Genomic DNA, 14,476 nt, shown 5'->3' on the forward strand with positions numbered 1-14,476 from the left:
CAAGAAGGGGCCCTGTCCGGTTGGACAGGACCCCTTCGGGAGGGAGATCGACGGAAGAGTTCAGTCGATATCGGGAGCGTCGGTGTTGTCGTTCTCGTCGGCCGACCCATTGCCGCGCGAGAGGAAGTCGACCTTGTCGGCGAGGATCTCGGTGCCGTAGCGCGTGACCCCGTCCTTGTCCTCCCATTGGGTGTAGTGGATGCGGCCCTGGACCGATACCAGCTGGCCCTTGGAGCAGTACTGACCGACGGTTTTGGCGAGGCCGTTGAAGCAGGTCACCCGGTGGAACTCGCTTTCCTTGGCGGTGTAGCCGTTCTCATCCTTGTAGGTCTTGCCGTCCTTGTCCCGTGCGGGGCGATCGGTGACGATGGTGATCCCGGTGACATTGGTGCCGCCCTTGGTCTCGCGAGTTTCCGGATCGCGGGCGATGCGGCCAGTGAGGATTGCGATATTGGTCATGATGAAAGTTCCTTCAGTTCCTCAAACCGGAGACCATCTCCGGCTTGCGAACATTCAGAAGAAGCAGGGCATGGGAGGACTGCACCGCAGGCCAGCAGACATTGTCTGGGGGCCAAGGGAAACCTGTTCATGACGGGTGGTGCGGGCAGGCAGCGCAGCTGCCAACACGGCCGGTAAAGGAACGGGTTGCGGCTCCTCAGCTGACCTGGTTCAGGACTGTTCGCGAAGAAAGCCGGATGGGTATCGGGTGCGGGTCTGAAGGTTCCAAGACCCTGCTGCAATCAGCTTGCGCCATCGCCTTCCGATGCCGCCAGGAGATCCATGAAGTTGCGAGCTGCTTCCCGGTCTTCCTCGTTCTCGAACGCCACGTCGAGGTCGGGGGCGGACCCGAACATGTGCAGGAACGACCACAGTGCAAAGCGCTTGCCCCGGTCCTCCTCAAGGCCGAGATCGACCCGGCAGTGCTCGATGCCGGCTGCAAAGGTGTCGGGAGAAACCCCGGAGAGGTCGGTGGTGGCGAAGTAGCGCTGTAGCAGATCGTCAAGTTGCATGACCGGTCCATAGTCGGGTCGGTGCCGAATGCACATCCATGCAATTCATATATGGATGACGAAGGGCCCTCAGGACCCGGGAGAGGTACCTAAGAGGCCGCGACGATCGACTACGGTGATACGGCGCGCCTTGGCATCGATGACAAGCCGTTCGGTTACACCATTGCCCGGAAAGGCGACGACGTAACGCGGATTGAGCGAGAGCATCTGCTCGTTGCGCTTGAACCCGGCGCGGGCACCAAGCCGACGATCGAGCGAATAGGTCAGCTGCTGGACTTCGCGGCGTTCGGCCCAGCTGGCGGCCAGGCGATCGGCACCCTTGCCGTCGCCGCCATGGACCAGGAAGAGATCGGGAACCGCATCGCGAACCTTGTCCAGCGTCGCCCAGATATTGTCGGCATAAACGCGCGCGTCCTCGGCGCTTTCGAAGCTCTGGCGACCACCGGCAAAGACGATTGGAGTCCCTTCCGGGATCAAGGCTTGGCGCCGGTTCTCAGCACGTGCGCGAAGGAAATCGCGGGCATCAACTACGGCAGACGTGAGGTGGCGCGAATGGCTTGTCCGCGAGCCGGAAGCGGGCTTCCAAGAGGAACCGGTCTCGTCGCGATAAAGTGCTGCAGCAACCTCGCGCATCTGCTCGAACGCCAGCATGCTGGCTTCGGCGGCCTGTGCACGTTCGACCTGCTCTTCCAGATTGCTCGAGTGCACTTCGGAGCCATCGGCTGATGCGAGGAGGACCCGGATCTCGTCGCTGGCCCGGTCGAGCTGAGCGGACTTCCGGCTGGCGGCACGGTGAAAGAGATTGACCACGCCCCAGGCAATGTCCTCGGCATCAGCTTCCAAGGCCGTGTCGGAAAACATCGCGAAGAGGTCGGACCATACGGCGCCAAGCGTCTGCTCGATCGCGTCCTCGCAGGGAAAGTCGGTTTGGCTGAATGGGGCCGGCCTGATGCTGAGGCCTGAAAGGTCTAGGCCGCTCAACTGGTCGATGAAGCTGTCGTACATGGGGTGTCTCCTGATCGCGGGGACAAGGAAAGGAGGCACCATTGCCTCGGCCCTGTCCGCCGGAGCCCGATCAGGGCCGGTAAAAGGGGCGTGACGCACCGCGCAGCGGGAAACCTGCGGCCCTAGGCTGGCGCGGGCAACACGGGCCGACGGGCCGCAGGTTGCGGCGCGCCCTGACCGGCCCAAGGGCCTCTCCCGGCGGAGAGGGATGAGGCAGGATCAGGACCCGGTGTCGCAGGTGGATCGGGAGCGCTCGAAGATCGCTTCGCCATTCGAGAACCGCCCGACCAGGCGGAACTCACCAAACAGGTCGATGAACCTACCCGAGACCTGGCCAAGCCATTGCCGTGCTTTCGCCGTTCGTGGGTTGTAGAAATCGGCCTCCCAGTACCGGGCATCGTCGCGCTCGGCGAGCCAGATCGCGGCGAGCCCGCAATAGGTCGATATGCCGCAATCGGCGAAGGCGTTGCGCAGGAGAATACGGTCCTCGCGGCCGCGCCATCCGTCGAAGCGCTCGAAGGAAGGAAAGGCCGCCTTCGCGGTATCGATGACCTCGTCGACGAGGCACTCGTAGACCCAGTCGACATCTTCGTTTTCGCCCTCATCAAGCAGGCGAAAGGCCACTACGGAGCCGGTCGGATAGCTGACTGAACGTCCCATCTCTCTGCTCCTCAGGCTGCATCAGCGAGATTGATGTCGGGCTTGCTTTCGTGGGATTGGCAACCACCCAGTTTGAGCAGCAGGCTTGCCGCTTCCTCGGCCTTGGCCGCAGCAGTGAGGATCGCGCGCTCGTCCGATTTGAGGATCTTTAGCCAGGAGGCGATGTAGCTGGCATGATGATCGAGGTGGGTGACCGGAAGACCCAGTTCAGCGCCGAGGATTGCCGACGAAAGTTCGGCGATCAGTTCCTCGGCAGCATAGGCGTCGCTGCCGAAACGGTTCTTGAGATCGCGACCGAGCCGCGAGGAATGCCCCGTCCAGTGCGACAGTTCATGTGCGAGTGTAGCGTAGTAGTGGTCGTAGGCTTCGAAAAGTTCTGCTGGCGGCATGGTGACGCGGTCGCGCAGCGGCTCGTAGTAGGCCTGCGCGCCCTGATGGCGCAGGTTGGCGCCCACTTGACCGAAAAAGGCATCGAGCCGGGCTTCGCGGCCTTCGGGTTCAAGCGCGGCAACGAGTGGCTTGGGATGGTAGAATGCAGCAAGGCCATCGCACTGATCCGCGTTGAACACGGCATAGGCCTTGAGCACGCGCCGGTTCTCGGTGTCCGCTGCGCCGTCTGCGGTCTCGACCTCCTTGGTGTAGCTCTTGTAGAAGATCGCGATCGTCGATTTTTCGCCCTTGCGGACCTGTCCGCCGAGCGCCTGACACTGGGGATAGGTCATCCAGTATGGCGAGGCGTAGCCGCAGCCATCGGCCACCATCCATAGCCAGAAGGTATTCATTCCGCGATAGGGCGTTCCGCAGGAGCGCAAGGGTCGCGAGACTGACACACCGCGCCACTGCTTGACCCAAGGCTTGGTGCCTTCTTCAAGCTTTTCGATAATGGCGGCAGTGATGCGCTCAGCTGGCGAGGTCGAAGCAGTGCGGCGATACTTGGTCATGGGAGCTCTCCTGATCGCCGGGACGGGCATGCCCCGGCTCAGGAAGAGCAAAGCTCCCTCCCCTCTCGTTTCCTGTTGGCCGCTTGGCGCCCTGTACTCAGCCGTTCGCGTCCACTGGCAATTTCCCCGAAAGCTGCCGCTCCCTTAGAGTGGCAAATTTGCGCTCTCAACCAAACCCTCGAAACCCTAATGTCGCGCCAACCGTTGCACCGATGGCAGACACGCAGCCAAATTTATCGATATCACTTCCGAGTTTGATTGATGCGGGAAATATTTAGGCAAAGTCTGCCAAGGATGTGCGAGCGAATTCCATGCTTATCCCGCCGACTCTACGATACCGAACTTTTTCAGACGTCACCCGACTACCCCAAAGCATGGAACCGTAATGGAGAATTTACGTTCATTTGAGTTGAATGGCGCGACCAATAAGGTTGCCACTACGCAAACATGGGACGTCTGGCATGAAAATTTTCAAGAGCCTTCTTGTTCTTGGAACTGCACTCGCGGGTCCGAGTCTCCTTGCACAACAACCTCCCGGGCCACCGGAGATTCCGGCAGCGGATTCGGCTCCCGTCGAAGTATCCAAGTCTCAAAAGGCACCCGGAGCTGGTTATCTGGCGAAGCGCTTCGGCCTCTCGGAGCTTGAGGCTAGGCAAAGACTTGCGCTAGACGAAAAGATTACCGAGAGTACTGCTTCTTTTGTAGAGGCGTTCGGCGATGATTTCGTCGGTGTGTTCATCGACCATGAGCCGAACTATAGGGTCACTTACGTAATTGCGCGCGATGTACCGGTTGGTGATGCGCAGAAGATGGTGGCGCAGGAATTGCGGCGCTATGTAGCGGTCAAGCGAAGCAAATATACCGTCAGCGAACTCGATGTACTGAACAGGCGGATTGCCGATACCCTCGCGAATATGAAGTTGCCCGGAACGGTGGGCTATGACTTTCGCACAGACAAGTTCGAAATCAGTGCTACCGAAACCGCCGGGCAGAAACTCATGCCCGCACTCCCAACGGATTTAAGATCGGTCGTCCGGTTCGTTCCGGGAGGTAAGCCTCAAACTGTGCAGACTGGCGCACGATCAGGCGATGTATTTTACGGCGGTTGGCAGTTCTTTCCCGCTCCGGGCACGGGCACCCCGACCTGCACGTATGCGTTTTCGATCCGAACGGGCAGCGGGCAGGATGGGATGCTGACCGCTAGCTCGGGGCATTGCCAAGGCAATGCTGCATACAAATATCCTGACGGACACACCGTGACGCTGGTCACACCTGCGGAGGTTGACCGGTTCGTTTTCAACAATTCGGGTCGATCCTATGATTATCGCCAGGTGCGGACTGGAACAATTAAGCCTGGTCCATATGTCTGGTTTTGGAACAATCGAGGCGGGAACTATTATCAGAAAACGCTGAGTGGCTGGGAATACAAGAGTTGGGCAAACGTAAACCCGAATTATCCGATTGAGGGCGGCTACTCGCAGGTCACCGGAGCGGTGCTTGGGTCTTCGGCTAACACGCAGAATTACAACCATGCCGCCGGTCAGACACGATGCCTCGGCGGCCAGACCACCGGAATTACCTGTGGCCTTATCACAGCGTCTTCGACCACCGCCGTCGAAGTATTGGACGATGGCTCCACGCGGCAATACTACGGATACGTGAAAGTCGAGGGTCAGGACTACATGGTCTTGGCAAACGGTGGGGACAGCGGCGGGCCGGCGGTCACCGAACCTGTGTGGAATTCGACAGCAGGTTATTATCAGGTGAAGGCGGCGGGGATCGTTCTCATAGGATCCGTGCGCGATCGTGGAGACGGATATGATCGACCTTGTGTCATGCCGGGCGACCAGAGTTGCCCCGCATATTACATGCCGATTGACCGTATTAACGATCATGCTGCTGGCACGATTCTGACAACGACCGGTGCGGTGGCGGTGAACTGATGACTAAAGGGTTCGCCTCGATTCTGCTGGCCGTATCAGTCGCAGCATGCCAACCAGGTGGGATGGAAGAAAATAGGGTGCTATCCGATCCGGTAGACAATCAGATTGTTGAGAACCTGTATGTCGTCGATCCGCCGGAAGGCACTACGTCGGCCGGAATGGGTGGCACTGCTGGCATCTTGCGACTTGACGGCCGCTGTTTGGTATTGTCGGTCGGTAGCGAGCACTTCACGCCAGTGTTCCGGGGCGGATCAGATCGGCTGGTTGTAGGGAGCGATAGATTGCAGGCATTTGGCCTGACCGTGGATTACGGTGAAGATCTCTACTTTCCGAGAGCAACAGCGGGAAGCTTCGTGAATTTACCCGAAGGAAGCAGATGCCCCAAAAACGCGCTGTTCGTACCAATGATCGAGCGGCCTGACACTGAAAACATTGCTCCCGCGCCACCAACGCCCGCAGGCGCCTTGAAGGGCAAGTCCTGATCCCGTCGTTCGGACCAGTTGCTTAACACTAGCGGGCTGACCTGACAGCCGCCCAAGGCAGCTTGCCACTACTTTCTGACAGAACCCGACAAACTACAAACGGTCCAGAATTTGACATGGAAAAGGCGGCCCATCCCGAGAGGGACGGACCGCCCACCGAGTGGCATGGACCTGTCAGGAGGGGTCAGGCAGCCTGCTCGGCAATTTCACCAGCGGTGTCTTCGCTGACCGACTCTTCGCCGTCGGCGGCAATCGGTGCGACTTGCTCGGCACCGGCGAAACACATGATCGTCGGAACCCAAGCCAGCGCCCGTTCCTTGACCTCGGGCTCGCCAATGAAGTTGCCCGAGAAGATGCGTTCGGCAGCGCTCGCAAGCTCAGCCTTCTTCGATGCGGCATAACGACTGACGAGTTCGGGACCGCCGGCGGCGTCGAGCGCTTCGAGCGTGCGCGCCTTAGCCACCCGGTCGAAGTAGTTGTTCGCCGTGGGACGCCACCAATGCGCGGTCTCGATTTCGAGGAGCGAGCCGAGTGCCTCGTGCATCGGCACCGATCGTTCGCCTTCGCAGGCAAGGCTGGCAACCAGAGTGCGCGAGACGACATGGCCAAGCCATGCTGAGCGCGCCTCGTCGGAAAGCGCTCGGAATTTCGCGAACCGCTCGACATCGCTTTCACCCGCACGCCAGCTTTCATCGAGCGACCCGGCGAACTCGGCAAGCGCGGCACTCGCCGGCGCATCCTTCGCTTCGAACCCGGCGATAGGCCCGGACGCGACCGAGCCAACGAGGGTCGACGCTTTCTTGGCGCGCCAGTCGTGCCCATCGGCATCGGCGAGCGTGAAGACCATGAAGTCGAGCGCTAGTGCCGGGTCGTTGGCGAGATGGATTGCCAGGATGTCGCGGCGCTGCATTGCGAGTTCGTCGAGCAGGCGCTGGGAAAGCGAGCTCCCCTTGGGCTTAGCCGCACCGCTCTCTTCAATGGCCTCGACCACGCCTTCGTCAGCGATGACCTCGGTCTCGGTGTAGAACTGCGGGACCAGGGTCGGCTCGCCATTGCGCGAGAGGACGAGGAAGGCGCCAGCCTCCGGTTTCAGTTCGTCGGCGAGTACCGGCGGCCGGTCATTGAGCGCGCGCATGGCGCGGTCGATGACGACGAGTTCCTGTTCGGCCTTGGCGACCTCGTCCTCGTCGCTGTCTTCGTCTTCGAGCACGGCGGCGACGCGGTCGTAGTCGGCCTCAAGTTCGCCGAGTTCCTGAGCTTGCTGTTCGGTCATCGGCGCAGGGTCGCAAGGCAGACGGCTCAGACCTTCGACGAGGTCGTGGCTGACGTAGTTGCCAAGGGTCGGGCGCACCCAGGCAAGGCCATATTCGAGCGCGGCCTTTTCTGCGGCTTCTTCCATGGCCTTGTGCGCGAGGTCTTCGAGCAGCGCGATATCGATCCAGCTCTCGCTGGCATCGTCGTCGAACAGTTCGCGTTCGATCCGGCCACCCGCAGTCAGGTAGGCATCGCGTCCGACGAGAACCGCTCGCGGATCGGAACCACGCACCGTGGCATCGAGCACCATGCGGCGGATAGTGTCAGGCGTGATTTGGTACCAAGCGTCCTGCAGCTCGGCATAGACATGCGCTTGGCGCTCCACGTCGGAGATCGCGCCGTAGGCCTTGGCCATATCGAGCGTGATCGTGCCTTCGGCGAGCGCTTCGAAGACGCAAGGCGCGAGAGAGGCTAGGCGCAGACGTCCTTCGACGAACCGGACGGTGAGGCCGAAGCGGCGCGCCACGTCTTCGGGGGTAGCCCCTGCCTCGATGACGGAAGCGAAGGCCTGCGCCTCGTCGGCGGGGTTCATCGCGAGACGCTGGAAGTTTTCGGCAAGGCTGGCCTCGCGCACTTCGCTTTCCTCGCCTTCGATGACGAGGCAGGTAACCTCGTGGTTTTCGGGCAAGGTGCCCTCTTCGGCCAGCGCCTGCAGCGCGGCGAGACGGCGACCGCCGGCCTCGACCTCGAACTTGCCGCGCTTACCTTTGCGCACGACGAGGTTCTGCAGCAGCCCGCGCGCAGCAATGTCTGCCCGCAGCTGGAGGTCGGCCAGCACGTCGCTCGACTTGCGAACGTTGCGCGGGCTCAGGACGAGCTTCTTCAAGGGAATCGACTGGATCATGGGTGTTCTCCTGATGGAATGAAGGCGCAGGTGAGGATCACGAGGCCCACAAGCCCAAAGGGCTCCCTCCACTCTCATTCCGAGATTGGGGTCTGCCCGAGGGATCAGGCGGTAAGCGCGGGGAGAACCGACGAGGCTCTCGGCACCGGGACGAATAGGCGCGTGCGATAGCGGATGATCTCGGTGAAGCAGCCCTTGTTCTTGTACCAGTCGAGCCGATCCGGCGAGAATCCGGTCAGTTCAAGGCGCTGTTCGCCTCCGACCAGCGAGCGCTTCACGGTAAGTGGATCATGGCTTGCGAGGCCCAGCGGTTTGCCGCTGGCCAAGACTAGGTCGCCGATCTGCTCTGGTGCCGGACCGGTGACTCCGGAAAGGCCAAAGGTCTCGGCGATCGCAGCGACATCCATATCGAGCACTTCGCGGCCGATGATCGACTGGCCGTCCTCGGCAACGAGCCGGGTGACCCGGACATGATCGCCGGGGAAGCGCTTCCAGACCGGAAGCAGAAGTCCGGTAGCGAAATGGACTCGCTCAGTTACCGGTGACTTGGCCGCCTCTTCTTCCTCAGCCCGCCAGGCGCTGGTGAACGCAGAGACGCCAATTTCCTCCCAGTGGCTCTCAGCGAGTGCCTCAAGCGTCCAGTTCGCGGACTTGAGCGGTCGCAGCAGGCGTCGGCGTTCGATCACGGCCCCGTCGTCGGCGATGAGGCGACGGGCGGGAACCGACAGCGCGACCTTGCCCGAACGCGCATTGCGCACCGGCATCGCGTGCAGGCTTCCAATCTCGTGCAGGCGTACGAGGCGCTGCAGGCGTATGGGCCGAAGGTGCCTCGTCACTTCGAGCGAGACGAGGCGGGTCTCGGCTCCGGTCACGGGGTCGGTGCGCAGGAGTTCATCTGCCAGGACCTTAAAGTGATCGACTCTGACGGTTTCCAGTCCCTGGTCAAGCGTTCCAGCCTCACGCGCGGCTTCAATCCGCGCTTCGACGAGGCCGAGATATTCATCGAATATGGCGTTCTGGAGCGCAATCGGCAGCGCGAGGATGCGATTGAGCCAGCGCTGGATCGTGGGGAGATTGTCGGTCAGCCCGCCATCGGGGTTTTCGAGCCGGAGGCCGGTGCGCTCGACGAAGTTGCCAAAGGTGGTGGCTTCAAGCTTGCCGTCATAGAGCAGCTGGAACCAGCGGCTGAGCGCGTCGCGCGCATAGTCGCTTTCAAGATTGTCTGCCGGGTCGAACAGGTTCTGTCCGCCCGTCTGGCGCTGGCCGCGCGTCAGCGCGCCCAAAGCGTCGAGCCTTCGCGCAATAGTCGAGATGAACCGGCGCTCGCCCTTCACATCTGTGGTGACCGGGCGGAACAGCGGGGCCGAGGCCTGATTGGTGCGGTTCGTGCGACCAAGACCCTGGATCGCGTTGTCGGCGCGCCATCCCGGTTCAAGCAGGAAGTGAACCCGGCGCTGCTGGTTCCTGGCGCCCAAGTCGGCATGATAGGAACGCCCCGTGCCGCCCGCATCCGAAAAGACCAGGATGCGCTTGGTGCCTTCCATGAAGCTTTGTGCTTCGGCGACATTGGCCTTGGGGCTACGCCGTTCGAGGCGTTGCTGACCATCGCGGCCCAGGATCAGCCTGCGGGTACGGCCCGTGACCTCGGCAACGGCCTCAGTCCCGAAATGCTCAATGATCGCGTCGAGCGCGGTGGCAATCGGCGGCAACGCACAGAGTTGCTCGATCAACGCATCGCGCGCGGCCATAGCGCGTGAGCAGAAAACGGGATTGCCCTCCTCGTCGCTCATCGCCTCAGAGCGAAGATTGCCGTCCTCGTCGGTGAAGACCTGCATCAATCGCACCGGGAAACTCTTGGTGAGGTAGTCGATGACGTATTCACGCGGGGACAGATCGATATCGAGCGCTTCGCGTTCTTCGTCGGTGAGGTCGGCGAGACGCCGGTCGAGCATGGCCTCGGCGGTCGAGACCAGCTGCACCACCACCGAATGGTCTTCGCCAAGCGCTGCTTCCATCGCGGGGATCAGGCTCGGCAGTTTCATTGAGAGCAGGAGCTGGGCAAAGAAGCGCTGCTTGGTGCCCTCGAAAATCGACAGCGCTGCCGCCTTGGCATTGCGATTGAGCGTATCGCCGCTGTCCTCGTCGACCACTCGGGTTGCTTCGAGCGCAGCTTCGAGGTTGCGGTGAATGATCGCCCAGGCATCAGCATAGGCATCATAGATTTTTATCTGTGATTCCGTCAGGCTGTGTTCGAGGATCTCGTACTCGACCCCGGCAAAGGACAGCGCGCGAGCGAGATAGAGGCCCTGCGCCTTGAGGTCGCGGGCGACAAGCTCCATCGCTGCCACGCCGCCAGCGCGGATCTCGGTCATGAACGCCTCGTGGGTTGGGAAAGCGGTCTCGGGTCCCCACAGGCCAAGCCGGGAGGTGTAACCGAGGTTAGCGATATCCGAGGCGCCGGTGGCCGAAGCATAGAGCACCCGGGAGCGCGGCAAATGGTTCTGCAGCCTGAGGCCCGCCATCCCTTGTTCGGAGCCCTTGACCTTGCCGCGGGCTGAAGATCCCCCGAGCGCATTGGCCATGGCGTGGGCTTCGTCGAAGGCAATCACGCCGTCGAAATCCTCGCCCGCCCAGGCAAGGATCTGGTCGAGCCGAGTGTCTTCGGCGCGCCCCGAGCGCAGCGTCGGATAGGTGACGAAGAGGATGCCTTCGGACATCGTTACGGGATGGCCGAGTTTCCATCGTGAGAGTGGCTGGATGTCGAGCGGCAGCCCGCCGAGTGCTTCCCAGTCGCGGCGTGCATCTTCGAGCAGCGCCTCGTTCTTGGTGATCCAGACGTGCCGACGCTCGCCTGCGAGCCAGCGGTCCATGATGACCGCTGCGATCTGCCTTCCTTTGCCCGCTCCGGTTCCGTCCCCGAGAAAGAAACCTTGGCGGTAGGCGTGCCCGTCTTCTGCCAGTTCCAGCGACGTGCCTTCCTGGCTGACCTTGAACTGGCCCGGCAGGTCGCGCGCAAATGCCTGCGCTGCATAGACCAGTGTCTCGCATTGGGCTTCGGACAAGAGACTATCGGCCTGCCAGCCTGCGGGAAGGCGCGGGTTAACCTCCGGCTGGGGCGCCGCGACCGAACCCATGGCGACCGATTCCACGAGCGGCGTGGGGTGAACCGGCGCGCTTTCGAAAGCGATGCGGCTTGGCCGGTAAGGTAGGTAGATGCCTGTCTGTTCAGGCACCGGTGCGGGTTCGGCGAGGACCGAATAGGCAAGGTCGATCGCATTCGCTGTGGCAGCTGGTGTCGACGAGAACGGCGCTGCCGGCCTGACTGGCGCCCGATGGGTCGACGTCTTGCCCCCGAGGCGCACTGGCTTGCGGACTGGGGTGCGGTGAATGTTGGCAGAGGTCCTTACGCGTGGAGGAAGCGCGGTGACAAGCTCGTAGAGCTCGATCAGATCGCAGATATCTCCGGTGATTGCGGCCGATGACGCAGTCGGCACCTTGTCGACCACGACCAGGCGAACGGCGATCCCCGTCCCTGTCCGGCGAAACATCCGCTGCAGCCGGACATCGAGGAGCAACGACGCTTCGTCCTGAGCCTTGGCGAAAGTGGAGGCATCGAAGCCATCGGGCATGATCGCGACAATCCTCGCCCCAGCGGCAGCGGCCCGGATTGCACTGCGCAGATGGCGCTGCGCCGTCTCACCGTCCTTGCCACGTTCCTGGCTGCGGGCGAACGGCGGGTTCATCAGCACGGTCGACGGAACAGGGCCGCGAAGCAGGTCGGAAATCAATTCCCCGTCATGCGCAGTGACCTTGGCCGAAGGGAAGACGTGGGCCAAGGCGTCTCGTCTTGCCGGATCGATCTCGTTGAGGACCAACGAAGCGTTCTGGACACTGCCCCATACCGCAAGCGCACCATTGCCGGCGGATGGTTCGAGAAGCGTGTCTTGCGCAGCAACTGCTGCGGCCTTCGCCATCAGGCAGGCCAGCATTGGCGGGGTCGAGAACTGCTGTAGCTCGCCCTGTGTTTCGCTGCGCACGTGCCGCGGCGGCAAGGCTGCTTCGAGCCAGTCGAACCGCGCCTCTGCTTCGTGCACGCTTGTCGCCAGATCGATGCGTGAAGATTCCCGTAGCCACAGCATTGCGCCGATCTCGACCGCGTTGTTGTAGTCATCGATGGTCCAGGCGCTTCCCCAGTCCAGGACGCCGGTCTCATCGGCGAACAGCCCGGAAATGTCGGTACGGGTAAGGTGACGACCCGAAGCAAGAAGCGCGGCAACTCTGGCGCCAACAGCGAAAGCCAACGGCACTGTCGGCAACTGCTCGCCGGCGGGAAACAGGTCTGATTGAAACATGGCAATTCGTCCTCCTGATGGGGGCATCGGGACACGCCCTCTGCCGGATCAAGAAATCGAGAAGCCATCTCTCCTCTAACGCGCCGCTTTGCGGCGCAGCCATGCTGTAAGTTCATCGTTCCAATCGGTACCGCGTGATGACGGCTTGCGAACGTGGATCGTGCGTCCATCGCGGGCATAGGCGGCCAGGGCACGAGAAGCGGCCAACTTGCCGCCAGCATCGTGATCGACGAAGAGGTGGAGTTCGGTCACACTCTCGGGAATGCTTACGAGACCGAAACGCTCATTCCCAAGGGTCGCCCAAACGGGAATGCCGGTGAGCGCATAGGCTGACAACGCGCTCTCGATCCCCTCGGCAAGGCCGAGCTTCCCGGAAACCGGAGCAAAGAGACGGACAGCAGCTTCACCGAGCGAGCCAAGCGCGCGCTTTGGCTTGTCGAAGGTGGCCTTGGTTGAAGCCTCGGTGGACAAAAACGTGCGGTGGGTCGCGATCGGCCCCTCGTCGAGGCTGACCGCCGCAATCATAGCGGGAAGAAAGCGGGCCTGTCCTTTCGGCCCGAGCGGCGTTTGCGGATGAAAGCGAAGAGCTGAAGATGCGGCCAGGATGCCGCGGCTCTCGAGGTAGGCCTTCGCCGGACTGGCACCCAATGGTTCCGCTTCGCGCCAGATCCTCAACGCTGCTGCCGAGGGTGTGCGTAGCCTTGTTGGCTCGATCTGATCCTCGGCCGAAGAACCCGAGAAAAACCTGGCCACCTCGAAACCTTCGCGCGCCATTGCGGAAAGCACGCTCTGTTGATCGCAGCCCGCAAAGCAATGGAAGAGAATAGCCTTTCGGCCGAGCGTCACGCCGAGCGAAGGTGTGCGGTCATCATGCGCGGGACAGCACGCCATCCCCTTTGTGCCTGACCATTTGCCCCCTCGGCTTTCGCAGATGTTGCGGGCGGTGTCCTCAAGCGAGGTACGTGACAGGGTTGAATTCGAAACAGGCATACCGGCTCCATCGCCTCACAATTGCCCCCTCCAGACGAACCCCTCTCCTCTCGGATAAACTTGCAAAAAAAACGTTTTCCTACACCCATTCGTTCTATTTATGTTCTCTTGCGGATCGAGGCAAGGTGAAAGGTGATTCAATGCGAATGTCTCTGGTGGCTTGCGGTTGCGGTGCGCTCGCGATTGCGATTTCGGGATCCGCGCACGCGCAGGAGTTTCAGGTCTTCGACCATGACCTCGGCACAGTTGAGGTTACAAACGACAAAGGGCGCGCTTTCAACCCGACTGCAATCCACTTGGGCAAGCCAGATGGCGGCGCGGCCTATATCGATAGAAGCTTCAAGGAAGCCTTGTATGAGCCACACATCCGGCAAGCTGAAGCGCGATACCAATTGCCGCCTCGACTGCTTCAGGCCCTGATTTGGCAGGAATCGCGGTTCAACCCGATGGCAATCAGTCCGGCTGGCGCCGCTGGGCTCGCTCAACTCATGCCGGGAACGGCAAGAGAACTTGGTGTCAGCAATCGCCACGATCCGGCTGAGAACATCGATGGCGGCGCGCGGTATCTGAAGCAGATGCTAGAGCGCTTCGGTGCGATCCATCTCGCGCTGGCCGCATACAATGCTGGTCCCGGCGCCGTGTCGCGAGCCGGCGGAATACCGAAAAATCGTGAAACACCTGGATATGTGAAGAGCGTTATCGACCGATGGATGGCATACGGTTCGATATGACTACGAATCGGAAAAGGATCAGCGGACGGCTCGAGCACCTTCCTCGGGGAGCCGTAATTGTAACCGATGCCGGAGATCATTGGGTTCTCGAAGACTACGAACCCTCAAACAACGACTTTGGATTTGAGGTTACCGCAGAGGGTATCGTTGTCGGGTTCGACCGCCTTCGCGTCGAATGGCTGGGGCAGGTGCCCGCCTAGGAGC

The 14,476-nt window shown here is 61.5% G+C and carries 12 protein-coding genes; 4 read left to right on the forward strand and 8 right to left on the reverse strand.

Annotated features, from left to right (window positions below; all coding sequences use genetic code 11):
• Nucleotides 1–60 precede the first annotated feature (60 nt).
• The 5 genes from WFP06_RS08860 to WFP06_RS08880 all read right to left on the reverse strand — a co-directional run bounded on the left by WFP06_RS08860 (nucleotide 61) and on the right by WFP06_RS08880 (nucleotide 3,616).
• A complete protein-coding gene (locus WFP06_RS08860; RefSeq protein ID WP_336986813.1) occupies nucleotides 61–459 on the reverse strand; it encodes a single-stranded DNA-binding protein in 399 nt (132 codons plus the stop codon).
• A gap of 281 nt (nucleotides 460–740) precedes the next feature.
• Entirely contained in the window at nucleotides 741–1,010 is a 270-nt protein-coding gene (locus WFP06_RS08865) for a hypothetical protein (protein ID WP_336986814.1), read from the reverse strand.
• A gap of 69 nt (nucleotides 1,011–1,079) precedes the next feature.
• Entirely contained in the window at nucleotides 1,080–2,015 is a 936-nt protein-coding gene (locus WFP06_RS08870) for a DUF2493 domain-containing protein (protein ID WP_336986815.1), read from the reverse strand.
• A 219-nt stretch (nucleotides 2,016–2,234) separates the two neighbouring features.
• Complete coding sequence (locus tag WFP06_RS08875) at nucleotides 2,235–2,675, reverse strand: hypothetical protein (RefSeq protein WP_336986816.1); 441 nt, start codon at nucleotides 2,673–2,675, stop codon at nucleotides 2,235–2,237.
• Nucleotides 2,676–2,686: 11 nt separating this feature from the next.
• Entirely contained in the window at nucleotides 2,687–3,616 is a 930-nt protein-coding gene (locus WFP06_RS08880) for an ArdC family protein (protein WP_336986817.1), read from the reverse strand.
• 461 nt (nucleotides 3,617–4,077) lie between these two features.
• Between WFP06_RS08880 and WFP06_RS08885 the strand changes: the two genes are divergently transcribed.
• Both WFP06_RS08885 and WFP06_RS08890 read left to right on the forward strand, forming a co-directional pair.
• Nucleotides 4,078–5,559, forward strand: coding sequence for a chymotrypsin family serine protease (locus tag WFP06_RS08885; protein ID WP_336986818.1), 1,482 nt, complete (start codon nucleotides 4,078–4,080; stop codon nucleotides 5,557–5,559).
• On the forward strand, nucleotides 5,559–6,041 hold the full coding sequence (locus tag WFP06_RS08890) for a hypothetical protein (RefSeq protein WP_336986819.1): 483 nt from the start codon (nucleotides 5,559–5,561) through the stop codon (nucleotides 6,039–6,041). Before WFP06_RS08885 ends, WFP06_RS08890 begins: the two co-directional genes overlap by 1 nt.
• Before the next feature lie 184 nt (nucleotides 6,042–6,225).
• On the opposite strand, the gene WFP06_RS08895 is transcribed toward WFP06_RS08890, so the two are convergent.
• The 3 genes from WFP06_RS08895 to WFP06_RS08905 all read right to left on the reverse strand — a co-directional run bounded on the left by WFP06_RS08895 (nucleotide 6,226) and on the right by WFP06_RS08905 (nucleotide 13,541).
• Nucleotides 6,226–8,199: a ParB/RepB/Spo0J family partition protein gene (locus WFP06_RS08895; RefSeq protein WP_336986820.1), complete on the reverse strand. Its 1,974-nt coding sequence runs from the start codon at nucleotides 8,197–8,199 to the stop codon at nucleotides 6,226–6,228.
• 104 nt (nucleotides 8,200–8,303) lie between these two features.
• On the reverse strand, nucleotides 8,304–12,551 hold the full coding sequence (locus tag WFP06_RS08900; protein ID WP_336986821.1) for a strawberry notch-like NTP hydrolase domain-containing protein: 4,248 nt from the start codon (nucleotides 12,549–12,551) through the stop codon (nucleotides 8,304–8,306).
• Between the two features lie 75 nt (nucleotides 12,552–12,626).
• A complete protein-coding gene (locus WFP06_RS08905; RefSeq protein ID WP_336986822.1) occupies nucleotides 12,627–13,541 on the reverse strand; it encodes a DUF7146 domain-containing protein in 915 nt (304 codons plus the stop codon).
• Nucleotides 13,542–13,687: 146 nt separating this feature from the next.
• Between WFP06_RS08905 and WFP06_RS08910 the strand changes: the two genes are divergently transcribed.
• The gene (locus tag WFP06_RS08910) at nucleotides 13,688–14,272 is read left to right on the forward strand and encodes a lytic transglycosylase domain-containing protein (RefSeq protein WP_336987668.1); all 585 of its coding nucleotides are present in this window, start codon (nucleotides 13,688–13,690) and stop codon (nucleotides 14,270–14,272) included.
• Complete coding sequence (locus WFP06_RS08915) at nucleotides 14,269–14,472, forward strand: DUF5818 domain-containing protein (RefSeq protein WP_224800987.1); 204 nt, start codon at nucleotides 14,269–14,271, stop codon at nucleotides 14,470–14,472. The genes WFP06_RS08910 and WFP06_RS08915 overlap by 4 nt, the downstream gene beginning before the upstream one ends.
• The last annotated feature ends 4 nt before the right edge of the window (nucleotides 14,473–14,476 follow it).

It is taken from the genome of Altererythrobacter aquiaggeris (genome assembly GCF_037154015.1).
Taxonomy (GTDB): Bacteria; Pseudomonadota; Alphaproteobacteria; order Sphingomonadales; family Sphingomonadaceae; genus Aestuarierythrobacter; species Aestuarierythrobacter aquiaggeris.